The organism is Caulobacter ginsengisoli (genome assembly GCF_030814835.1).
GTDB lineage: Bacteria > Pseudomonadota > Alphaproteobacteria > Caulobacterales > Caulobacteraceae > Caulobacter > Caulobacter ginsengisoli.
Genome location: NZ_JAUSVS010000006.1, coordinates 52,513 through 72,863, shown reverse-complemented (window position 1 = coordinate 72,863; position 20,351 = coordinate 52,513). Strand labels below are relative to the sequence as shown.

Annotated in this window: 22 protein-coding genes; 11 read left to right on the top strand and 11 right to left on the bottom strand. The window is 69.8% G+C overall.

Annotation, left to right across the window (positions count from 1 at the left end):
- The first annotated feature begins 1 nt into the window (after position 1).
- Both hslU and QO010_RS15280 read left to right on the top strand, forming a co-directional pair.
- Positions 2–1,312 carry an ATP-dependent protease ATPase subunit HslU gene (hslU, locus tag QO010_RS15285; protein ID WP_307350496.1) on the top strand — a complete coding sequence of 437 codons (1,311 nt, stop codon included), beginning with the start codon at positions 2–4 and terminating at the stop codon, positions 1,310–1,312.
- 280 nt (positions 1,313–1,592) lie between these two features.
- Positions 1,593–2,432, top strand: a complete 840-nt coding sequence (locus QO010_RS15280; protein ID WP_307350495.1) for a hypothetical protein — start codon at positions 1,593–1,595, stop codon at positions 2,430–2,432.
- A gap of 212 nt (positions 2,433–2,644) precedes the next feature.
- Here QO010_RS15280 and QO010_RS15275 read toward each other — a convergent pair whose 3' ends face one another.
- The gene (locus tag QO010_RS15275; protein WP_307350494.1) at positions 2,645–3,334 is read right to left on the bottom strand and encodes an ArsR/SmtB family transcription factor; all 690 of its coding nucleotides are present in this window, start codon (positions 3,332–3,334) and stop codon (positions 2,645–2,647) included.
- Positions 3,335–3,386: 52 nt separating this feature from the next.
- Between QO010_RS15275 and QO010_RS15270 the strand changes: the two genes are divergently transcribed.
- Positions 3,387–3,695, top strand: coding sequence for an NIPSNAP family protein (locus QO010_RS15270; RefSeq protein ID WP_307350493.1), 309 nt, complete (start codon positions 3,387–3,389; stop codon positions 3,693–3,695).
- A gap of 45 nt (positions 3,696–3,740) precedes the next feature.
- On the opposite strand, the gene QO010_RS15265 is transcribed toward QO010_RS15270, so the two are convergent.
- Both QO010_RS15265 and QO010_RS15260 read right to left on the bottom strand, forming a co-directional pair.
- Positions 3,741–4,613: a methylated-DNA--[protein]-cysteine S-methyltransferase gene (locus QO010_RS15265; RefSeq protein WP_307350492.1), complete on the bottom strand. Its 873-nt coding sequence runs from the start codon at positions 4,611–4,613 to the stop codon at positions 3,741–3,743.
- Positions 4,614–5,024: 411 nt separating this feature from the next.
- The gene (locus tag QO010_RS15260; protein ID WP_307350491.1) at positions 5,025–5,507 is read right to left on the bottom strand and encodes a DUF2244 domain-containing protein; all 483 of its coding nucleotides are present in this window, start codon (positions 5,505–5,507) and stop codon (positions 5,025–5,027) included.
- 42 nt (positions 5,508–5,549) lie between these two features.
- On the opposite strand from QO010_RS15260, the gene nth reads away from it, so the two are divergent.
- On the top strand, positions 5,550–6,245 hold the full coding sequence (nth, locus tag QO010_RS15255) for an endonuclease III (RefSeq protein ID WP_307350490.1): 696 nt from the start codon (positions 5,550–5,552) through the stop codon (positions 6,243–6,245).
- A 113-nt stretch (positions 6,246–6,358) separates the two neighbouring features.
- Here the strand turns inward: nth and QO010_RS15250 are convergent, their stop codons facing one another.
- Positions 6,359–7,219: an ATP-grasp domain-containing protein gene (locus tag QO010_RS15250; RefSeq protein WP_307350489.1), complete on the bottom strand. Its 861-nt coding sequence runs from the start codon at positions 7,217–7,219 to the stop codon at positions 6,359–6,361.
- A gap of 186 nt (positions 7,220–7,405) precedes the next feature.
- Here QO010_RS15250 and QO010_RS15245 point away from each other — a divergent pair, with 186 nt between their 5' ends.
- The 6 genes from QO010_RS15245 to QO010_RS15220 are packed head-to-tail and all read left to right on the top strand — an operon-like array spanning position 7,406 to position 11,446.
- Entirely contained in the window at positions 7,406–8,398 is a 993-nt protein-coding gene (locus QO010_RS15245) for an adenosine kinase (RefSeq protein WP_307350488.1), read from the top strand.
- Positions 8,398–8,988 (top strand): imidazoleglycerol-phosphate dehydratase HisB, encoded by a 591-nt coding sequence (hisB, locus tag QO010_RS15240; RefSeq protein WP_307350487.1) that lies wholly within the window; start codon positions 8,398–8,400, stop codon positions 8,986–8,988. Before QO010_RS15245 ends, hisB begins: the two co-directional genes overlap by 1 nt.
- Positions 8,989–8,995: 7 nt before the next feature.
- Entirely contained in the window at positions 8,996–9,640 is a 645-nt protein-coding gene (gene hisH, locus QO010_RS15235; RefSeq protein ID WP_307350486.1) for an imidazole glycerol phosphate synthase subunit HisH, read from the top strand.
- Positions 9,637–10,359 carry a 1-(5-phosphoribosyl)-5-[(5-phosphoribosylamino)methylideneamino]imidazole-4-carboxamide isomerase gene (gene hisA, locus QO010_RS15230; protein WP_307350800.1) on the top strand — a complete coding sequence of 241 codons (723 nt, stop codon included), beginning with the start codon at positions 9,637–9,639 and terminating at the stop codon, positions 10,357–10,359. Before hisH ends, hisA begins: the two co-directional genes overlap by 4 nt.
- Positions 10,359–11,132: an imidazole glycerol phosphate synthase subunit HisF gene (gene hisF, locus QO010_RS15225; protein ID WP_307350485.1), complete on the top strand. Its 774-nt coding sequence runs from the start codon at positions 10,359–10,361 to the stop codon at positions 11,130–11,132. The genes hisA and hisF overlap by 1 nt, the downstream gene beginning before the upstream one ends.
- A complete protein-coding gene (locus QO010_RS15220; RefSeq protein ID WP_307350484.1) occupies positions 11,129–11,446 on the top strand; it encodes a phosphoribosyl-ATP diphosphatase in 318 nt (105 codons plus the stop codon). Before hisF ends, QO010_RS15220 begins: the two co-directional genes overlap by 4 nt.
- Before the next feature lie 229 nt (positions 11,447–11,675).
- Here the strand turns inward: QO010_RS15220 and QO010_RS15215 are convergent, their stop codons facing one another.
- The 4 genes from QO010_RS15215 to timA all read right to left on the bottom strand — a co-directional run bounded on the left by QO010_RS15215 (position 11,676) and on the right by timA (position 15,740).
- Positions 11,676–13,178 carry an FAD-dependent oxidoreductase gene (locus tag QO010_RS15215; protein ID WP_307350483.1) on the bottom strand — a complete coding sequence of 501 codons (1,503 nt, stop codon included), beginning with the start codon at positions 13,176–13,178 and terminating at the stop codon, positions 11,676–11,678.
- Positions 13,179–13,523: 345 nt separating this feature from the next.
- Positions 13,524–14,042 (bottom strand): Smr/MutS family protein, encoded by a 519-nt coding sequence (locus tag QO010_RS15210; protein ID WP_307350482.1) that lies wholly within the window; start codon positions 14,040–14,042, stop codon positions 13,524–13,526.
- Positions 14,039–15,145: an MltA domain-containing protein gene (locus QO010_RS15205; protein WP_307350481.1), complete on the bottom strand. Its 1,107-nt coding sequence runs from the start codon at positions 15,143–15,145 to the stop codon at positions 14,039–14,041. The genes QO010_RS15210 and QO010_RS15205 overlap by 4 nt, the downstream gene beginning before the upstream one ends.
- Before the next feature lies 1 nt (position 15,146).
- Entirely contained in the window at positions 15,147–15,740 is a 594-nt protein-coding gene (timA, locus tag QO010_RS15200; RefSeq protein ID WP_307350798.1) for a TIM44-related membrane protein TimA, read from the bottom strand.
- 215 nt (positions 15,741–15,955) lie between these two features.
- Here timA and secB point away from each other — a divergent pair, with 215 nt between their 5' ends.
- Positions 15,956–16,441, top strand: a complete 486-nt coding sequence (gene secB / locus QO010_RS15195) for a protein-export chaperone SecB (RefSeq protein WP_307350480.1) — start codon at positions 15,956–15,958, stop codon at positions 16,439–16,441.
- A gap of 180 nt (positions 16,442–16,621) precedes the next feature.
- Here the strand turns inward: secB and QO010_RS15190 are convergent, their stop codons facing one another.
- From QO010_RS15190 to QO010_RS15180, 3 genes are read right to left on the bottom strand one after another with little or no spacing between them, the layout of a single operon-like run.
- Positions 16,622–17,227, bottom strand: coding sequence for a TetR/AcrR family transcriptional regulator (locus QO010_RS15190; protein WP_307350479.1), 606 nt, complete (start codon positions 17,225–17,227; stop codon positions 16,622–16,624).
- A complete protein-coding gene (locus QO010_RS15185) occupies positions 17,228–18,859 on the bottom strand; it encodes a DHA2 family efflux MFS transporter permease subunit (protein WP_370873764.1) in 1,632 nt (543 codons plus the stop codon).
- Between the two features lie 4 nt (positions 18,860–18,863).
- Entirely contained in the window at positions 18,864–19,970 is a 1,107-nt protein-coding gene (locus tag QO010_RS15180; protein WP_307350478.1) for an HlyD family secretion protein, read from the bottom strand.
- Positions 19,971–20,351: the final 381 nt, after the last annotated feature.

Genomic DNA, 20,351 nt, shown 5'->3' with positions numbered 1-20,351 from the left:
CATGACCGAGTTTTCCCCCCGCGAGATCGTTTCCGAGCTCGACCGCTTCATCGTCGGCCATGCCGAGGCCAAGAAGGCCGTGGCCGTGGCCCTGCGCAACCGCTGGCGCCGCCGCCGGGTGCCCGAGGCCCTGCGCGATGAGGTGACGCCCAAGAACATCCTGCTGATCGGCCCTACGGGCGTGGGCAAGACCGAGATCGCCCGGCGGCTGGCGAAACTGGCCCAGGCGCCCTTCCTCAAGGTCGAGGCGACCAAGTTCACCGAGGTCGGCTATGTCGGCCGCGACGTCGACCAGATCATGCGCGACCTGGTCGAGGCGGCCCTGGGCATGGTGCGCGACAAGCGGCGGGCGGGGGTCAAGGCCAGGGCGGAGACGGCGGCCGAGGAGCGCATCCTCGACGCCCTGACCGGGCCGGGCTCGACGGCGGCGCGGGAGAGCTTTCGGGGCAAGCTGCGGGCCGGCGACCTGGACGACAAGGAGATCGAGCTGCAGCTCAACGACGCCACGTCGCCCTTCCAGGGCATGGACATCCCCGGCCAGCCCGGCCTGGGGGTGGGGGTGCTGAACCTTGGCGACATCATGGGCAAGGCCTTCGGCGGCGGCCGCACCAAGACCCAGAAGACCACGGTGGCGGCGGCCTGGACGCCGCTGATCGCCGAGGAGAGCGACAAGCTGCTCGACCAGGACAGCCTGACCGCCGAGGCCATCGAGCTGGCCGAGAACCAGGGCATCGTCTTCCTGGACGAGATCGACAAGGTGGCCAGCCGCCAGGACCGGGCCGGCGGCGGCGATGTCTCCCGCGAGGGGGTGCAGCGCGACCTGCTGCCCCTGATCGAGGGCACCACGGTGGCCACCAAGCATGGGCCGGTGAAGAGCGACCATGTGCTGTTCATCGCCTCAGGGGCGTTCCACGTCGCCAAGCCGTCGGACCTGCTGCCGGAGCTGCAAGGAAGGCTGCCGATCCGCGTCGAGCTGAAGGCCCTGTCGCGCGACGACATGCGGCGAATTCTCACCGAGCCCGAGGCCAACCTGATCATCCAGCACCAGGCCCTGATCGCCACCGAGGGCGTCACCCTGACCTTCAGCGAGGACGCCATCGACGCCCTGGCCGACGCCGCCGTGGCGGTCAATTCCAGCGTCGAGAACATCGGGGCCCGCCGCCTGCAGACCATCCTGGAAAAGGTGGTCGAGGACATCAGCTTCACCGCCGGCGACCACGGCGGCGAGACCATCGCGGTGGACGGGGACTATGTGCGGGACAAGGTCGGGGCCCTGGCGGCGGATGCGGATCTGAGCCGGTTCATTCTCTGAAACTCCGCCCCCGTAGGGGGCGGACGGCCCGCCCGAGGCGCGCCTGCAGCGCGCCCGTGGCCGGCCAGGTGGGGGTGTTTGGGCAGGTGCAGGGGCCGTCCGGTTTCGACAGGGCGAATTGCAGGGCGCCCGAGACCAGCCACAGCTTGGCGCCGCCCCTGCCCGAAGACCCCCTCCGGACCGCGCTCTGGCGCGGTCGTCCTCCCCCTACGGGTGAGGAGTTGGTGGCTTGCCTCCCGCCCACTTTGGGTGAACCCTGCCTTCCGCAGGAGGTCCCCCCATGAACGTCGAGCTGACCGACGAGCGGATCCTGGTCCTGGCCGACCGCTTCTCCATGGAGCAGGCCGAGGGCCGGGCCTGGACCAAGCGGGTGGAGGCCTTCGGGACCCTGGCCCGGATGAGCGGCTTTCTGAAACAGCCCAAGGACGACGAGTTCGAGGTCGCCTATCGCGAGCGCCGGCTGCAGCCCTTCTGGCGGCTGAGCGCCCGCACGGTGCTGGGCTATGAGCGCCGCCGCGACTACATGGTGGCCGTCGGTCCGATGGTGCAGTCGGTGGCCATCGGCGGCGAGACCCTCACCGCCAGCGGCGGCCAGATCAAGGTCAGCGGCCTGGAGACCTGCCGCGAGGAAAACCGCCGCGATCTCTATGTCGACGGGCTGAGCAAGGCGCCGCAGCCGACCCTGGCGGATTATCTCAAGCACCCGGCCAGCGAGGCCGACGCCGAGACCCTGGCCGCCGCCACCCGCGATGGGGTGGTGGTCGTGCCGTCCGAAGCCAAGGCCTCGACCCTGGTCCGCGACCTGATCGCCGCCTCGATCACCCGTATCGAGGCCGATACTGTGCTGGAGGAGACGGTGCGGGTCGAGGCCATCGAGCTCTACTACCGGCCGGTCTACGCCTTCCGCTACCGTTGGCAGGGCAAGGAGGCGGTGGTCGAGTTCGACGCGGTCACGGGCGAGCCCAGGGCCGGCGGGGCGACCTTCGAGCGGTATCTCGGCAAGATGCTGGACCCGGCCTTCCTGCTCGACGTCGGGGCCGAGGCGGCCAACATGTTCATCCCCGGGGCGAACCTGGCCAAGATGGCCATCGTCAAGGGAATCGAGCTGTCGAAGCGGTAGGTTCCAAGCTCCGCCCCCGTAGGGGGCGGACGGCCCGCCCGAGGCGCGCATCGAGCGCGCCCGTGGCCGGCCAGGTGGGGGTGTTCGGGCAGGGGCAGGGGCTATCCGGTTCTTACAGGGCGGACTGCAAGGCGCCCGAGCGCAGGCAGAAACGGGCGCGCGCCTGCCCGAAGACCCCCTCCTGATCGCGCTCTGGCGCGATCGTCCTCCCCCTACGGGTGAGGAGTAGGGAACTCGGCCTCGAACGCCGCCAGTCCCTTCTTCGAAAACGTCACCACCCGCGACCCCGGCTCCAGCCTCGCCCAGCCCAGCTCCGTCATCCGGCTCAGAAGCCCCGCCCCCAGCGTCCCGGCCAGGTGACTGCGGCGGGCGGACCAGTCGAGGCAGCTACGGCAGAGCGGGCGCTTCTGGGCGCGGAGGGTTTCGGGGTCGAGGCCGAAGCCCCGGACGAAGGCCTCGCCCGTCTCGGTGAGGACAGGGTGGTCGTCCACCAGCGCCAGCCGGCCGTCGGCGACCAGGGCCTCGAACATCGCCACCCCCAGCTCGCCGGCCAGGTGGTCGTAGCAGCGGCGGGCCCTGCGCAGGGCCGGGTCGCGGGGGCCGGGGCGGGTGCGGCTGTGGCCGGCCCGGGCGGCCAGACTCATCAGGCCCTCCAGCACGGCGGCGACATCGGGGCCGGCCAGGGCGAAATAGCGGTGCCGCCCGGCCTGGCGGACGGTGATCAGGCCCCCGGCCTCGAGCCGCGCCAAGTGGCTGCTGGCGGTCTGGGCGGTGACCCCGGCCTCGCGGGCCAGTTCCCCGGCCGTCAGGGCCTGGCCGCCCATCAGCGCGGTCAGCATGTTGGCCCGGGCCGGATCGCCCAGCAGGGCGGCGGCGCGGACGATGTCGGGGCCATCGGGCATAGTTCGACCATAGTCGAAACATGATGGACGATCCAGCGGCTAGAACTCCGCCATGACCATTACCTGCTGCATCCGCTACGAGATCGACCCGTTCCAGAAGGCGGCCTTCGAGGAATACTCGAAAGCCTGGCTGCGGATCATCCCGGCCTGCGGCGGCGACCTGATCGGCTATTTCATGCCGCATGAGGGGACCAACAATGTCGCCCTGGCGCTGATCGGCTTCGACAGCCTGGCCGCTTACGAAGCCTACCGCGCCCGGCTGCGGGCCGACCCGGCCGGCATGGCCAATTTCCGCTTCGCCGAGGAGAGGCGGCTGATCCTGCGGGAAGAGCGGACGTTTCTAAGGCCGGTAGTGGCGTAATCCTCCCCCTCCGGGTGAGGATTTGCAGAGAGCCTCCCGGTCTGCCTAGCTAGCCCGCGCCACCGCCTCCAGCCCCAGCATCGCCGCCTTGCGCCCCAGGCCCCAGTGATAGCCGGTCAGCCGGCCGTCCCTGGCGATGACCCGGTGGCAGGGGATCAGCAGCGAGACCGGGTTGGCCCCGATGGCGGCGCCGGCGGCGCGGTTGGCGCCCGGCTTGCCCGCCCAGTCGGCGACCTGGCCGTAAGAGGCGGTCTGGCCGGGCGGGATGCGCAGCAGGGCCTTCCAGACCTGGACATGGAAGGGCGAGCCGATCAGCACCAGCGGGATGGGCTCGCGGGCGTCGCCGAACGCCTTGGTGGCCATGGCCTGCGCGGCCGTGTCATCGCGCAGCCAGGCGGCGGCCGGGAAGCGGGCGTGCATGTCGGCGAAGGCGCTGTCCTCCTCGCCGGGGCCCGCGAAGCCCAGCCCGGCCAGGCCGCGCGGGGCGACCACGAACAGGCCGCGGCCGAACGGGGTGGGGGCGAGGCCCCATTTCAGGGTCAGGCCCTCGCCGCGCCGGCGGGCCTCGCCGGGGGTGACGGCCTCCTGGGCGATGAACAGGTCGTGCAGCCGCGAGGGGCCGGACAGGCCGGCGTCCAGGGCGGCGTCGAGGACGGGGGCGCCCTCCTCCAGCAGCACCCGGGCCTCGGCATGGGCGATGGCGGCCAGGAAGGTCTTGGGACTGACCCCGGCCCAGCGGGTGAACAGCCGCTGATAATGGAAGGGCGACAGGCCGGCGGCCTCGGCGGCTTCCTCGAGGCTGGGCCGCTCGCGCCAGCGCTCGGCCAGCCAGGCGAGGGACTTTTCCATGCGGACGTAATCGCGGGCCCGGTCCTCGAGCCGGACGATGACGCCGCTGGGGTCTGGGGTTTGGGTCATGAGGTCCATGTGAGCGGTTGTAGCCCCCACGCCAAGGCCCAGTCCGCCCGGTTCTTGCGGTCGGCGCGAGAAGAGTTGTCCACGAACCACACGAACCACACGAACGGGTGGCGCCCGGAACCGTATTCGTGGAGGGGCTGGGCGGCGGTGGGTTTTTGGGTCGCTTCGCGACAGGAAGATAAGGAAGATTCAAGAAGGGTAAGCGGTCGAGATATCCTTGAAGCGCCGCAGGCCATCGAATCCGAAAGATTGCCGGCGGCGCATCTAGCGAGCCACCGTCGCTTGCGTTTCTTCTCTGAACTTCTCTTCCTTCCCGCGAAGCGGCTTAATCCCACCTGCACGCGCCACGGCATCAGGCGGATTTCACACCAGGTTCGTGTGGTTCGTGTGGTTCGTGGACAATTCCTTCCCTCACCACCCCGGATGCCGATCCGCCCGCGCCGCCCGGATCGCCCGGTCGATGGCCTCGCCCAGGGCCACCCGTTCCTCGGGGCTGAGGTCGCGGCCGACGGTGTAGATCTTGCCCGACATCCGCAGGCGCACCCGCATCTGGTGCTCGCCCGGCTCCTCGAGGTCGAGGGCGGTGAAGGCGGTGGGAGATTCCCAGACCAGCTCGCTGATGTCGTCATGCTCCTTGAGCACCCTGACGGTCTCGACGCTGATCTGCAGGCGCTCGCGGCGTTCGGCGGCGCGGAAGTTGGACCGCAGCGCCAGCCACAGGAAGAAGACGTCCAGCCCCAGGAAGAAGGGGGCCGGCCAGGCGCCCATGATGAACAGGGCGATGGCCAGGATCATGCTGCCGACGATGGCCACGCCCAGCACGATCTTGAAACCCTGCGGTCCCATGGAGCGGTTGGGGGTGATCACCGCGTCCATGTACAGCTTGCCGCTCATTAAGCTTCCTGTCGGGAGAGGCCTGGGCCAAAACATGGCCTCATGGCCGCGACCCCGAAACCTGCCGCAAAACGTCTTCCCAAGAAAGTCTTGGCGCCGAAAGAGCGGGAAAGGGTGGAAACCCTGTTCCAGCGCTTCTCCACGCTCGCCGAGGACCCGCGCACCGAGCTGGACTTCAAGAACCCCTTCACCCTGCTGGTCGCCGTCGCCCTGTCGGCCCAGGCCACGGACAAGCAGGTCAACAAGGCCACCGGCCCCCTGTTCGAGGTCGCCGACAATCCGGCCGACATGCTGGCGCTCGGCGAGGCGGGACTGACCCGCTACATCGCCTCGATCGGCCTGTTCCGCACGAAAGCCAAGAACGTCATCGGTCTTTCGCGTATCCTGCTGGAGCAGCATGGCGGCCAGGTCCCCCTCGAGCGGACGGCGCTGATGGCCCTGCCGGGGGTGGGGCGCAAGACCGCCAGCGTGGTCCTCAACGAGCTCGACATCGAACCGGCCATCGCCGTCGACACCCATGTCTACCGGGTCAGCCATCGCCTGAAGCTGTCGGCGGGCAAGACGCCGGACCAGGTCGAGGCCGACCTGATGCGGATCGTCCCGCAGCCCTACAAGACCCGGGCCCACCATTGGCTGATCCTGCACGGGCGATACGTGTGTCTGGCCCGGCGGCCGAAATGCGAGACCTGCCAGGTCTCGGACCTGTGTCCGTCGCGGGCGCTGTTCACGGGCATCTAATCCCATCCCGGAATCCCTGGCGAAGGCCAGGGCCCAAGCGGGCGCCGACGATCTGGCGCGGGCGCCCGGCCGGCGCTGTATGGACCCTGGCCTTCGCCAGGGAATTCGGGAGTTTAGAGGGTGAGCGCCGCCCGCACCGCCGCCCCGAACATCGCCCCGCCGTCGGGGGCGTGTTCCAGGAAGAGGTCGGGTTCGATGGCTTCCAGCTCCATCAGGGCCAGGCGGCCGTCGAGGGCGCGGATCAGGTCGATGCGGCAATAGGTGATGGGACGCGCGGCGGCCTTGAACACAGCCTGCGCGGCGGCGAGGGCCTCGGGGGTGGGGTCGACCAGGGTTTCCTGGCCGCCGTACTGGGCCTGGACGCGGAATTCGCCGGGGGCGGCGACCTTGCTGACCGCGTGGCTGAAACGGCCCCCGAACCAGAATACCGCCAGCTCGCCCTCTTCCCGCACCGCCGGCAGGAAGGGCTGGATCAGGGCCGCTCCGGTGGGCGCGCCGTCGAGGGGATCGCCGGGCCGCAGGACCACGGTCCGGTGGGCGCCGGCGGAGATCTGCGGCTTGGCGACCAGGTCGGCCACCCCGAAGCTGGCGCGGGCGGCCTCGATCGCCGCGGGGGTCACGGCCTCGACGGCCAGGGTCGGAATGACCGGCGCCCCGTGGGCGGCGAGGTCGAGCAGATAGGTCTTGGCGGTGTTCCAGCGCAGGGTTTCGACCGGGTTGAGGACGGTGACTCCGGAGGCCTCGAGACGGTCCAGCAGGGCGAACCACTGGTCGGTGTGCTGGTGATAGCCCCAGGCCATCATCGGCAGCACGGCGGCGTAGGGGGCCGGATCGAAGGGCTGGGTCCAGGGTGCGGCCTCGGCGGTGAGGCCGGCCGTGGCCAGGGCGGCTTCGAGCCGTTTGAACCAGCGAGGATAGATGGCGCCGTACATCGGGTTGTCGGCGGTGGGGCTTAGGATGGCGATGCGGGTCATCGGTGGGCGCGTATCATCACCGTCTCCCCAGCGAAAGCTGGGGCCCATGAGAGAAGCAACGCGGCCGGGCCAGTAGGGGTTGATCTGCCCTCATGGGCCCCAGCTTTCGCTGGGGAAGCGGGAGAAAGTTGCCCCGTCCCACTCCCCCCTGTAACAAGCCTCTCCCTACGCCGCACGGAACCGCCCATGACCACCCAGTACGACGTCGCCGCCATCGGCAACGCCATTGTCGATGTGATCGCGTCCTCGGACGACGCCTTCCTGGCGGCCCAGGGCCTGGTCAAGGGTTCGATGGCGCTGATCGACGCCGATCAGGCCGAGCACCTCTACGGCAGGATGGCCCAGGCCATCGAGACCTCGGGCGGTTCGGCCGGCAACACCGTCGCCGGGGTGGCCAGCCTGGGCGGCCAGGCGGCCTATATCGGCAAGGTGGCCGACGACCAGCTGGGCGCCTTCTTCGCCCATGACCTCAAGGCCATCGGCGCGCATTTCTCGTCCACGCCCCTGGTCGGCGGGGCCCCGACGGCCCGCAGCCTGATCAATGTCACCCCCGACGGCGAGCGGACCATGTGCACCTATCTGGGCGCCTGCGTGGAGCTGACCGCCGCCGATGTCGACCCGGCCATCATCGAGAACGCCTTCAGCGTCTATCTGGAAGGCTATCTGTTCGACCCGCCGGAAGCGCGCCGGGCCTTCGCCAAGGCCGCCGGCCTGGCGCATGGGGCCGGGCGGCTGATCGCCATGACCCTGTCGGACAGCTTCGTGGTCGAGCGCCACCGCGAGGGGCTGCTGGCCTTCATCGACAGCCAGGTCGACATCGTCTTCGCCAATTCCGACGAGGTGAAGGCCCTGTTCCAGACCGACGACTTCGACAACGCCGCCGCCCAGCTGGGGGCCAGGACCAAGATCGCCGCCGTGACCAACGGCGCCCAGGGCTCCATCGTGCTCGCCGGGCGGGACAGTCATCGGATCGACGCCTGTCCCGTCGATAAAGTCGTGGACACCACGGGCGCGGGCGACCAATACGCGGCGGGGTTCCTGTTCGGCCTGGCCCGGGGCCGGTCGCTCGAGGTTTGCGGGCGGCTGGGTTCGATGGCGGCGGCCGAGGTGATCTCGCATATTGGCCCCCGGCCGCAGGTTAACCTGGCCGAGCTGGCCCGGACGCAAGGACTGATCTGATGAGCCGCAGCGCGCAGGTGGTCCGCCAGACCAAGGAGACCCAGATCCGGGTTTCCATCGACCTGGACGGAACCGGGGAGTCGAAGATCTCGACCGGCATCGGTTTCTTCGACCACATGCTGGAAAGCTTCGCCCGGCATGGCGGCTTCGACCTGGAGGTCGAGACCAAGGGCGACCTGCATATCGACATGCACCACACGGTCGAGGACACCGGCATCGTCATCGGCGCGGCGGTCAACCAGGCGCTGGACGGCTTCAAGGGCATCCGGCGGTTCGGCCACGCCTATATCCCCATGGACGAGACCCTGACCCGCTGCGCCCTGGACCTTTCCAACCGGCCCTACCTGATCTGGAAGGTGGTCTATTCGCGCCCCAAGGTCGGGGAGATGGACACCGAGCTGTTCAAGGAATTCCACCACGCGTTCGCCATGAACTGCGGCGCCTGCGTGCATCTGGAAACCCTCTACGGCGACAACAGCCACCACATCGCCGAGAGCGGCTTCAAGGCCCTGGCGCGGGCCTTGCGCGCCGCCGTCGAGATCGACCCCAAGACCCACGGCCACGCCCCCTCCACCAAGGGCGTGCTCTGATAATCCCATGCAGAGCGTCGCCCTGATCGACTACGGGTCGGGCAACCTGCGCTCGGCCGAAAAAGCCCTTCGCCGCGCGGCGGGGGCGCTTTCGCGCGCGCCCGACATCGTGGTGACCGCCGATCCGGACGTCGTGGCCAGGGCCGACCGGGTGGTGCTGCCCGGCGTGGGCGCCTTCGCCGCCTGCATGGCCGCCTTCGAGGCCCGCGACGGGCTGGAGGCGGCGATGGGCGAGGCCTGTCGCACGCGCGGCGCGCCTTTCCTGGGCATCTGTGTCGGCATGCAGCTGCTGGCCGATCGGGGGCTGGAGTTCGGCGAGACCAAGGGCCTGGGCTGGATACCGGGCGACGTGGCCCGGGTGGTTTCAAACGATCCGCTTGCCAAGATTCCGCACATGGGCTGGAACGGTCTGGTCGATTGCCGGGCGCATCCGCTGCTGGGTGGCCTGCCGGACGATTGCCACATGTATTTCACCCACAGCTTCGCCATGACCCCAACCGACCCGGCCGACCGGCTGGCGGCGGTGGATCACGGCGGACGCTTCACCGCCGCCGTGGCGCGGGGCAATCTGGCCGGGGTGCAGTTCCACCCCGAAAAATCCCAGGGCGCGGGGCTGCGTTTGCTGGCGAACTTCCTGGAGTGGGCGCCTTGATCCTCTATCCGGCCATCGACCTGAAGGACGGGCGCTGCGTGCGGCTGCTGCACGGCGACCTCTCCAAGGAAACCGTCTTCAACACCTCGCCCGGCGACCAGGCCGGGCGGTTCCAGAAGGCCGGGTTCGAGTGGCTGCATGTGGTCGACCTCAACGGCGCCATCGAGGGCCGGCCGGTCAACGCCGCGGCGGTGGCCGAGATCATGGGCGCGGTGTCGATCCCGGTGCAGCTGGGCGGCGGCATCCGCACCCTGGAGCAGGTCGAGGCCTGGATCGAGGCGGGGGTCAGCCGGGTCATCCTGGGCACGGTGGCGGTGCGCGACCCGGCCCTGGTGCGCGAGGCCGGGCGGCTGTGGCCCGAGCAGATCGCCGTGGCGGTCGACGTGCGCGACGGCAAGGTGGCGACCGAGGGCTGGGTCGGTTCGTCCGAGCTGGACGCCGTCAGCCTCGCGCGTCGCTTCGAGGACGCCGGCATGGCGGCCCTGATCGTCACCGACATCGGCCGCGACGGGGCGATGACGGGGCTGAACGTCGCCCAGGTCGGCGAGGTTGCCGACGCGGTGGCCATTCCGGTGATCGCCTCGGGCGGGCTGGCCTCGGTGAAGGACATCCTGGCCATCCGTGAGCGGTCGGGCGTCCCCATCGCCGGCGCCATCCTGGGCCGGGCCCTCTATGAGGGCGCCATCACCGCCGATGAAGCCCTGGGGGCGGCGGCCTGATGCTGAAGGTCCGCCTCATTCCCTGCCTGGACGTCAAGGCCGGCCGGGTGGTCAAGGGCGTGCAGTTCCTGGCGCTGCGCGACGCCGGCGACCCGGTCGAGCAGGCGGCGACCTATGACGCGGCCGGGGCGGACGAGTTGATGTTCCTGGACATCACCGCCAGCCATGAGGGCCGGGGGGCCATCCTCGACGTCATCGCCCGCACGGCGGATGTCTGTTTCATGCCGCTGTCGGTGGGCGGCGGCATCCGCACGGTCGAGGACGCCCGCGCTCTGCTGCGGGCCGGGGCCGACAAGATCTCGGTGAACACGGCGGCGGTCGAGGACCCCGACCTGATCCCGCGCCTAGCCGACGCTTTCGGCAGCCAGGCCGTCGTTGTGGCGGTGGACGCGAAAGCCCGCGAAGGCGGCTGGCATGTCTTCACCTACGGCGGCCGCACCGACACCGGGCTGGACGCTATCGAATACGCCGCCGCCTCGGTGGCGCGGGGAGCGGGCGAGGTGCTGCTGACCTCGATGGACCGCGACGGGGCCAAGACCGGCTATGATACAGCGCTGCTGCGGGCGGTGACCTCGGCCGTGACCGTGCCGGTGATCGCCAGCGGCGGGGCCGGGAACGCCGCGCATCTGGTCGAGGCGGTCAAGGACGGCGGCGCCGACGCGGTGCTGGCGGCCTCGATCTTCCATTTCGGCGAGGTCTCGATTGCGCAGGCCAAGGCGGCGATGGCGGCGGCGGGCATCCCGGTGCGGCCGGTCTGGGAGGATGCGGCATGAGCCGGTTGGCGGAGGTGCTCGATCGCCTGGTGGCGACGCTGGAGGCGCGGCGCGGGGGCGACCCGGCGAGATCCTGGAGCGCCAGGTTGATGAGCGACCCCAAGCTGGCGGCGCGCAAGCTGGGCGAGGAGGCCATCGAGGCGGTCATCGCCGCCCTGGAGGACGAACCCCAGGCTCTGGCCGACGAGGCGGCCGACGTGATCTATCACCTGCTGGCGTTGCTGGCGGCCAAGGGGGTGTCGACCGACGAGGTCGCCGCCGTGCTCGAGGAACGCGAGGGGACCTCGGGGATCGAGGAGAAGGCTTCGCGTTAGGCAATCCTCACCCGGAGGGGGAGGGGGACCGCGCTCCCCGGGTCGCGCGAAGCGCGCGCCCGAGGACAGGCTCCGGCGTGGTGGAGGGGGTCGGCCACTACATCCACGCCTGGAGGTTCCCTCAGCCGATCCGCCGCGCTCTATCCTGACGCCTGAATGTAGGCTCAAACCCCCTCCACCACCGCTTCGCGGCGGTCCCCCTCCCCCTCCGGGTGAGGATTGGCGTGGATCAGGCGATCCCCAGCCGCTCCGCATCCGCCCGCACGGGCAGCTGCAGGTCCGCGAACAGCGCCGACCGGTCTGGACCCAGCCTTGCGGGGTAAAAGGCCGCGTTCTTCGTCTTCCCCCGTGACCAGACCCGCACCACCTTGGCCAGGTTCGCCGGCCGCTTGATCCAGGCGTCGGAGGCCTCCAGCATGTGGAAGCCCCGCATGAACTGCCGCATCAGGTCCGGGTCCGAGCGCAGCGCCACCCCGACGCCGTCCTCGGCGAAGCTCTTGATCAGCCGGGCCTTCAGTTTCGGCTGGTAGTCCGGGTTCAGCGCATGCTTCGCCCGGCGGATGGCCGAGCGGTCCTGGTCGCGCATCTGGATGTAGAAGGGTCGCAGCTGGTCGTTGACCGACTTCTGGTAGGCCACCGCGCGGGCGACCGGATCGGAACTCGAGGCCAGGGCCTTGGCCAGCAGCTGGCCCTCGACAGCGGCGAAGGAGCAGCCCCGGCCATAGAGGGGGTTGGTGCGGACCAGGCCATCGCCGGCCGCGAACAGGTTGAGCGCCAGGGGCTGGTCGTTCGGGGCGGTGTCGCGCCAGCGGCTCTTGAGGTCGCCCATGCCGAACACCTTGCTGATCGGCTCGGACTTGTCCGGCGCGGTCCAGGGGGCGACGCCGGGGAGCAGGGCGCAGATGCGGTCGAACACCTCGGGCTTGAGCACCGCCTGGCGCAGGGTCAGCTCGATCTCCGGCACCGCCAGGGTCACCGAGAAACAGCCGTTGTCGCCCGGGAACACCCCGAACTTGATGAAGCCCAGGTCGCCGGCCGCCGAGGCCTTGCCGCGTTCGGGCTGGACCTGGCCGGGCCGCAGCCGCCAGTGGCGGGTGTAGTAGAGGATGCCGGCGTCCTCTTCCTCTTCCGGCGCCTTGATGCCCATCTCGGCGAGATGGTCGAAGAGGTCGGTGGTGCGGCCGGCGCCGTCGACGACGATGTCGGCGGCCATGTCGCCCTGATCGGTTTTCAGCCCCGTGCAGACGAAGCGGCCCTGGGCGTCCTTCTCGCCGAGCAGACCGGTGACGTTGACGCCGCTCCGGATCTCCACCCCGGCCATGACCTGGACATGCCGGCGGATGACCAGCTCCAGGGTGGTGCGGCGGCTGGTCAGGATGGTCAGGGCGTCGTCGCCCGGCTGGGGCTTGTAGAGGTAGCGGCTGGAGAGCGGCAGGCCCTCGGCGAACTTCAGCTCGCGCACCCCGGCCTCGACCAGTTCCTGGAGCAGGTCGGGGTGCTCGGCGACCAGGATCTCGCGCAGCCGGGCCAGGAAGGCGTGGCTGTGGCGCAGATGGCCCACGCCCCGGCGGTTCCAGGTTTCGAACGCCTCGTCGGCCCCGCCCTCGGGGGCGGGCGGGTCGCGCTCGAGGATGGTGACCCTGTGGCCGGCCTTGCCCAGGGCCAGGGCGGTAAACAGCCCCGCCATGCCGGCGCCGACGACCAGAACCGATTGGGATGCTGCAGCAGTCATGGGCGGACTATGCAGAAACGGCGGTTTCCACGCCAGTCTGACCCGGCGTCAGGTCGGCGGATCGGTCGCAGGGAAGGCGTCACGGGCTGCGGGCGGCATGGGGCGTGGGTTTAAATTGGGAAGGAAGAGAAGGGTAAAAAAGAAGAGCAAGCGACGGCGCTGAGCGAGCCTGGGCCGTCAAGGCCTGGCAATCTTCGTCGAGGCGCTTTGCGCCTCAATAAGACCCCGTTCGGGTGTGGCCCAGGCGCAGTTCGGCCACCCGCACGGTCCCTTCCTCTTCTTCTCTCTTCTTCTCTTTCTTCCCAATTTAAACCCACGCTTGATGCCGCCAACGGTCGTGGACTGCTACCTCTCCTCGACCCGCTTTAGCGCCACGTACAAAGCCCCCTCGCCGCCATGCCGCCGCGCGGCGGGCGACACCCCCGCGACCAGCTCGCGCAGGCCAGGCGCGTTCAGCCAGTCGGGGACGGATCTTCGTAGAATGCCGTCGCCCAGGCGGCCCTTGCCGGTGATGACCAGGACGGCGCGGTGGCCCTGGACGGCGGCTCTGTGCAGGAAGCTTTCCAGGGCGGCTCTCGCGGCGTCCCAGGTCATGCCGTGCAGGTCGATGCGGGCCTCGATGACGTCGCGCTCGCGGACCAGGCGGCGGTGGCGGCGGGGTTCGATCAGGTCGGGCGGCGGCTTGGGGCCCGAGCGGCGGCGGACATGGGGGACTTCGGCCATCACGGCGGGCGCGGCCGGTTTGACGGCAGCCGGCGCGGGGGCTTCCTCGACCTTGGGAACCACCCGGCCCGGGCGTGGGGTCACGGTCTCGGCGACCTTGGCCCAGAGTCTGAGATCTTCCGGGCGTGCGGGCCGCTTCATTCGCTCAGGATGGGGACGAGGCGGTAGAGGCGCAAGCTGTGCTTGACCCGGCCGGCCTCCAGGCCCGCCGCCCGGCCGCGGCCGATATAGAGGTCGGCGCGGATGTCGCCCTTGATGGCGCCGCCGGTGTCCAGGGCCATGACGGCGCGGCGGTAGGTTGGGAAGGCGCCGGTCAGGCTGGGGGCCTCGGCGGAGATCCAGTAGAGCTCGCCGTAGCCGTGGCGGCTGGGGTCGATGGCGATGGCCCGGCCGGCGGGCAGGGGGATGCCCGCCGCCCCGGCCGGTTCGGCCCCGTCGTCGTCGGCCAGGCGGAAGAAGACGAAGCGAGGGTTGAGGGCCATGATGGCGTCGGCCTCTGGGCCCCGGTGCTCGGCCAGCCAGTCGAGGATGGCGCCGCCGGAGGTGTTGTCGGGGCTGAGCAGGCCCTGGTCGCGCATCGGGGTGGCGATGCCCTTGAAGGGGCGGCCGTTGGTGCCGGTGAAGATGGCCCGCTTGCGGGTCCCGCCCGGCAGGACCAGCGTGCCCGAGCCCTGGATCTGCAGGAAGAAGAACTCCTCGGGCCGCATCCAGGCCAGGGGGCGGGGCTCGTCGCGGGCCTCGATCTCGGCGCGTTCGGGATAGGGCTTGCCGTCGACCAGGTCGTCGGGGCGGGGGCGGACGGGGACGGTGAAGTCGTCCTGGCGAGAGAAGCGGGCCTCGTATTCGGGGGAATAGTAGGCGGTCAGCAGGCCCGTCTGGCCAGGATCGCCCGCCGGTTCGATGCGGAAATGGGTCTCGATGAAGTAGCGCGAGCCGGCCTCGTCGAGGGCGCCGGCGGCCTTGGCCCGGCGGCAGACCTCCTGGCCGGCGGGGCTCTTGTCGGCCCCGCAGCCGGCGCGGTAGGCGGCGAGGGCGGCGGCGTGGTCCTCGCTGTCCCAGCCGGGCAGGTCGGCGAAGGCGATGCTGGGCCGGGGCGGGGGTTCGGGCTGCGGCGCGGGCCTGGGTTCAGGCTTGGGGACAGGCGCGGGCGCGGGGTTCGGCGCTGGTTTCGGAGGTTTGGAACCCGTCGTGGCGCAGGCCGCGAGCAGCAGGCCCGCGGCCAGTACGACAGCACGACGCAGCATGTCAGGCCTCCGCGGGATCCACCTGAACCAGCGTCCAGTTGGGGTCGCGGCTGTTGAGATTCCGTTGGAAGGTCCAGAGCTCGGCGGTGCGGCGGTCGTCGACGGCCTCGCCCTCGGGGCCCTTGGAGCGGGCGCGGTATTCGCCCAGGAAGCGGACCTTGGCGCGGGCCACGGTCCCCTCGGTCTCCACCCCGTCCAGGTCGGCCCTGGGGGTCTGCAGGAAGTCGACCCGCTCGGAGCGGCCCTGGGCCTCGCGCTCGGCCATGGCGGTCTCGAAACCGGCCAGGACGTGCGGGGCCAGGAGTCTCTTGAGGGTCTCGCGGTCGCCCTCGGCGAAGGCCTTGACCACCATCTCGTAGGCGGCGCGGGCCCCGTTCAGGAACTGGCCGACCTCGAAGCTGGGATCGCGGGCCTTGACGGCGGCCAGGCCGGTGAGCTCCACGCCTTCCAGCGCCTCGGGGGCCGGGGCGCGGCTGTCGGGCAGGGCCGGGGCGGGCATGTCCTCGGGCTGGCGGCCGACCCGGCGGCCCAGCACCGAATAGAGCTGGTAGAGCACCACGCCCGCCAGCACGGCCAGAATGATCAGTTCAATCATGATGGGCACGGGGGTGGGGGTCCTTAAAAACGGGGGCGAGCGCCCTACTATATAGGCCGTACGGCGGCCCAAGTCAGGGATTGCGCACATAACCCCTTAAAGTGGCGTGACGTTGCACGGCGAGGGGCTCTCGTGTTAGCAGCCCGGCTCGCCCTTTTCATGGCGTTTCAGGGCCTTAGGGCCCACGCCCACACTCCGGACGGACTTTCGTTTTCATGACCGACACGCCTCCTCAAGACGATTCTGGCGCCGAACAGCAGCCCGGCTTCAACATCCTGGCCCAGTATGTCCGCGACCTGTCGTTCGAAAACCCCCTGGCCCCGGAGTCGCTGCGCGCCACGGGCGGCCAGCCGGCCATCGACATCGGCGTGGAACTGAACGCCCGCCGCCGTCCCGACGACCTTTATGAGATCGACCTGAAGCTGACGGTCAAGGCCGAGCGCGGCGCGGAAACGGCCTTCGTGATCGAGCTGGTCTATGGCGGCCTCTTCCAGGTGGTCGGGGTTCCGGAGAGCGAGCTGGAACGCGTGCTGCTGATCGAATGCCCGCGCTTTTTGTTCCCCTATGCCCGCCGGGTGATCTCGGACATGACCGGCGAAGGCGGCTTCCCGCCGTTCATGCTGGAGCCCATCGACTTCGCGGCCGTCTATGCGGCGCGGCAGGCGTCGGGCAGCGATACGGTGACGATCGGGAACGCTTGAGGGCTCGGGGCTGGCGCGGGCTCCCGCTCTTCCCCCTCTGGGGGAAGTGGCCCGGAGGGCCGAAGGGGGCTTCAGCCACGGGCTCCTTTCTGACATGTCGGCGTCACCGTCCGCTGCCGTTTGGCCCGTGGATGTAGCCCCCTCAGTCGCTCCGCGACAGCTCCCCCAGAGGGGGAGCAGCTAGGGCGCGTACGCCCGCATGAACACCCTTGCCGCCGCCTTCGCCGTGCGCTCGGCCTCCTCATCCGTTGGCGGATCGGCCAACCCCAATAACGCCTGGGTCTGCCTGTGGCTGACCACCATGCCGGCGAAGAAGTCCGCCGCCTGGGGGATGTCGTCGATGGCGAGGCGCCCGGCCTTGACCTCGATTTCCAGGAATCGCGCCAGCTGGGCGCGGCTGGCCTTGGGGCCGTTCTCGAACACCTCGCGGGCCAGGTCCGGCATCTCGGCGGCGCTCTGCATGGTGATGCGCATCAGGCTGTAGGTGCGGGCCGTCACCACCCGGATCAGGGTGAGGGCGTAGGCGGCCAGGGCTTCCTCGGGATGGGCCTCGGCGTCCTGCTCGCGCAGGGGCGCGGTCATGCTTGAGACCCGGCGGGCGACCAGTTCGCGCACCAGCTCGGTCTTGGAGCCGAAATGGTTGTAGACCGTCTGCTTGGAGACCCCGGCGCGGCGGGCGATCTCCTCGATGGGAGCGGCCAGGCCGCGCTCGGCCAGCACCTCGGAGGCGGCGTCGAGGATGGCCTCGCTCTTGGCGAGGTCGATCTGTCCGGCCAGGCGCGGCATCTAGTGGGCCTCCGACATGTCTGGACCGCCCGGGGCCATCTTGGCGGGCGCGGTGAAGATCGACAGGAAGGCGGCGGCGACCGCTCCCAGGGACAGCAGGGCGAAGGCGTCCCCGAAGGCCAGCAGCTGGGCCTTCTGGTAGAGGATGTAGTGCATGGCCTTGTAGGCGGCGCCCTGCGGATCGGTGACGCCCAGCTGCTGCATGCGCATGGTCAGCCCGTTCATCATCGCCACCGCCTCGCCGCTGGCCGTGCTCATGGCGGCGGAGAGCTCGTTCATATGGACGGCGGTCTGGGTGGCCAGGGTGGTGGAGATCAACGCCATGGCCATGGCTCCGCCGACATTGCGCGACAGGTTCACCATCCCCGAGGCGTCCTTGATCATCTGGGGGGTGAGGGTCGACATGGTCATCTGGGTGGTGGCGATCATCGCCACCATCACGCCCACGCCGCGCCAGGCCTGCAGGCCGGCGAACTGCCAGAAGCCCCAGTCGGCGGTGACGGCGTGGCCCAGCCACATGCCCCAGGCCACCATCCCGAACCCGACGATCATCGGCAGGCGCGGATCGACCTTGCGCACGATCGAGCCGATGGTCGGGCCGGTGAAGAACATGCAGAGGCCCGAGACCAGCATGGTGGTCCCAACCTCGGCGGCCGAATAGCCGCGGATCCGGCCCAGGAACAGCGGCAGGATGAAGGTGCCGCCATAAAGGCTGGCCCCCGAGACGGCGGTCATGCAGACGCCGAGGGCGAAGTTGCGGTCCTGGAAGGCTCTCAGCTGCACGATAGGCTTGAAGTAGGTCAGATTGCGCCAGATGAAGACCGTGCCGGTGATCAGGGCCAGCACCGCCAGCCAGAGGATCTTGTCCTCGTGGAACCAGTTGTCCTTGGCGCCCTCCTCCAGGACGTACTGCAGGCTCATCAGGAAGACGGCCATGACGCTGAGGCCGAACCAGTCGAAATTCGTGGCCAGCGAGCGGTCGCCCTTGTCGAAATTGCCGTAGCGCCAGACCAGGAAGAGGCTCAGCGCCCCGGGGCCGACATTGATGAAGAACAGCCAGCGCCAGTCCAGCCACTCGGTGACATGGCCGCCCAGGGCCGGGCCGATGGTGGGGGCCAGGGTGACGATCATGCCGGTGATGACATTGGCGGTGGTGCGGCGCTCGGGCGGGAAGGCGCTGAAGGCGGTGGCGAACACCGTCGGCACCATGGCCCCGCCGACGAAGCCCTGCAGGGCCCTCGTCACGATCATGAAGTCGATGCTGGTGGAGAGGCCGGCCAGCACGCTCATGGCGATGAAGCCGAAACAGCTGGCCAGGAAGACCCGCTGGGTGCCCCACAGCCGCGACAGGTACGAGCTGAGCGGGATCATCACCACTTCGGGGATCAGATAGGCGGTCTGGATCCAGCTGACCTGGTCGGCGCTGGCCCCCACCCCGGCCTGGATCTGCGGCAGCGAGGCCGAGACGATCTGGATGTCCAGGATGGCCATGAACTGGCCGATGACCATGCCGCCAAAGCCCAGGAACAGCATGCCCCAGTTGACGGTCGAGCCGTCCATGGCCTTTTGCGGCGCCGGCCCGGAAGGCGGCGTCTGCGGGATCGGCCCGGCGGTGGCGGCCGCGTCCGTCATGGTTCTAGCGGGTGGTTGAGGGTTGGCTGGCCAGGATCGGCTGGTCGGCGGCGGACTCGGCGAAGCTGGTCCCGCTGCGGTCGCGCACATCGACCTTGATCTCGACCGACAGGCCGGGCCGCAGGGCGCGGCCGGTGGGCGTGCCGCGGTCGATGGCGATCTTCACCGGCACCCGCTGGGCGATCTTGGTGAAGTTGCCCACGGCGTTCTCGACCGGGATCAGGGCGAACTCGGCGCCGGTGGCGGGGGCGAAGCTGTCGACCCGGCCCTTGATCGTCGCCTTGCCAAAGGCGTCGGCGCGGATCTCGACCGGCTGGCCGATGCGCAGCCGCGCCATCTGGGTTTCCTTGAAGTTGGCGACGATGAAGGTCTGGCCCAGCGGCACGATCGCCATGAGGGATACGCCGGGTTGCACAAGCTGCCCCGGGCGAACGGAGCGGGCCCCGACCACGCCCGAGACCGGGGCGCGGATGACGGTGCGGTCGAGGTCAATGCGGGCCTGCTGCACGGCGGCCCGGGCGGCGGCCAGCTGGGCCAGGGTCTGGGCCTTGGCCGAGCCGAGGGACTCGGCCTGCTTGCGCTCGGCTTCAAGCGCCGCCTGGGCCTGGGAGACGGCGGCGGCGGACTGGGCGGCGCCGGCCCGCACCGACTGGACCTTCTGGTCGGAGACCCAGCCCTTGGCGGCCAGGTCGCCATAGCGGCGGATGTCGGCGTTCATGCGGCCGGCCTCGGCCTGGGCGCTCTGCACCCCGGCCTGGCGCTGGGCGATCATGGCGGTTTCGAGCGAGGCCTTGTCGTCGACGGCGCGGACGGCGGCTTCCAGGGCGTCGGCGTTGGCGATGGCCTGGTCCAGCCGGGCCTGGATCGAGGCCGGATCGATGCGGGCGACCACCTGGCCGGCCTCGACCCGCTGATTGTCGCTGACCAGCACCTCGACGACATAGCCGGAAACCTGCGGGCTGACCTGGACGGTGTCGGCCTGGACGAAGGCGTTGTCGGTGGATTCGAACTGCTGCTTGTCGGCCCACCAGAAGCCGATCCCGACCACCAGGGCCAGGGCGGCGGCGCCGGCGGCGGCCGGGGCGATCATCTTCTTGGTGAAAGCGGGCATCGGCCCCCCCGAAGCGCAGTATGGGCGAAAAATGGACGCTAAAGGTCAAGTTTGGGAGATATACGCCGGTCTCGTCAGGCGGCAAGTGTAAAATGGACGCAGGGGTCCATGTTTCGATGCCGTGTGGCGGACATGCCTGAAAGAGTGCCGCTTCGCGGGGAGGAAGAGGAGTTCAAGAGGAGAAGAGCAAGCGACGGCGCTGGATCGAGCCTGGGCCGTCAAAGCCTGGCAATCTTCTCGAGGCGCTTTGCGCCTCCATAAGCCCTCTGTTCGAATGTGGCCCAGGCGCAGGCGGTCCTTCGACTAGGGCCCCTCACTCTTCTCCTCTTAACTCCTCTTCCTCCCCGCCGAAGGCGGCTTAATCCCACTTGGCCGCGCCAC

Excerpts from the sequence above, each read along its gene's own strand:
- hslU (WP_307350496.1), top strand. The coding sequence starts at position 2 with ATGACCGAGTTTTCCCCCCGCGAGATCGTTTCCGAGCTCGACCGCTTC.
- QO010_RS15280 (WP_307350495.1), top strand. The coding sequence starts at position 1,593 with ATGAACGTCGAGCTGACCGACGAGCGGATCCTGGTCCTGGCCGACCGC.
- QO010_RS15275 (WP_307350494.1), bottom strand. The coding sequence starts at position 3,334 with ATGCCCGATGGCCCCGACATCGTCCGCGCCGCCGCCCTGCTGGGCGAT.
- QO010_RS15270 (WP_307350493.1), top strand. The coding sequence starts at position 3,387 with ATGACCATTACCTGCTGCATCCGCTACGAGATCGACCCGTTCCAGAAG.
- QO010_RS15265 (WP_307350492.1), bottom strand. The coding sequence starts at position 4,613 with ATGACCCAAACCCCAGACCCCAGCGGCGTCATCGTCCGGCTCGAGGAC.
- QO010_RS15260 (WP_307350491.1), bottom strand. The coding sequence starts at position 5,507 with ATGAGCGGCAAGCTGTACATGGACGCGGTGATCACCCCCAACCGCTCC.
- nth (WP_307350490.1), top strand. The coding sequence starts at position 5,550 with ATGGCCGCGACCCCGAAACCTGCCGCAAAACGTCTTCCCAAGAAAGTC.
- QO010_RS15250 (WP_307350489.1), bottom strand. The coding sequence starts at position 7,219 with ATGACCCGCATCGCCATCCTAAGCCCCACCGCCGACAACCCGATGTAC.
- QO010_RS15245 (WP_307350488.1), top strand. The coding sequence starts at position 7,406 with ATGACCACCCAGTACGACGTCGCCGCCATCGGCAACGCCATTGTCGAT.
- hisB (WP_307350487.1), top strand. The coding sequence starts at position 8,398 with ATGAGCCGCAGCGCGCAGGTGGTCCGCCAGACCAAGGAGACCCAGATC.
- hisH (WP_307350486.1), top strand. The coding sequence starts at position 8,996 with ATGCAGAGCGTCGCCCTGATCGACTACGGGTCGGGCAACCTGCGCTCG.
- hisF (WP_307350485.1), top strand. The coding sequence starts at position 10,359 with ATGCTGAAGGTCCGCCTCATTCCCTGCCTGGACGTCAAGGCCGGCCGG.
- QO010_RS15220 (WP_307350484.1), top strand. The coding sequence starts at position 11,129 with ATGAGCCGGTTGGCGGAGGTGCTCGATCGCCTGGTGGCGACGCTGGAG.
- QO010_RS15215 (WP_307350483.1), bottom strand. The coding sequence starts at position 13,178 with ATGACTGCTGCAGCATCCCAATCGGTTCTGGTCGTCGGCGCCGGCATG.
- QO010_RS15210 (WP_307350482.1), bottom strand. The coding sequence starts at position 14,042 with ATGAAGCGGCCCGCACGCCCGGAAGATCTCAGACTCTGGGCCAAGGTC.
- QO010_RS15205 (WP_307350481.1), bottom strand. The coding sequence starts at position 15,145 with ATGCTGCGTCGTGCTGTCGTACTGGCCGCGGGCCTGCTGCTCGCGGCC.
- timA (WP_307350798.1), bottom strand. The coding sequence starts at position 15,740 with ATGATTGAACTGATCATTCTGGCCGTGCTGGCGGGCGTGGTGCTCTAC.
- secB (WP_307350480.1), top strand. The coding sequence starts at position 15,956 with ATGACCGACACGCCTCCTCAAGACGATTCTGGCGCCGAACAGCAGCCC.
- QO010_RS15190 (WP_307350479.1), bottom strand. The coding sequence starts at position 17,227 with ATGCCGCGCCTGGCCGGACAGATCGACCTCGCCAAGAGCGAGGCCATC.
- QO010_RS15185 (WP_370873764.1), bottom strand. The coding sequence starts at position 18,859 with ATGACGGACGCGGCCGCCACCGCCGGGCCGATCCCGCAGACGCCGCCT.
- QO010_RS15180 (WP_307350478.1), bottom strand. The coding sequence starts at position 19,970 with ATGCCCGCTTTCACCAAGAAGATGATCGCCCCGGCCGCCGCCGGCGCC.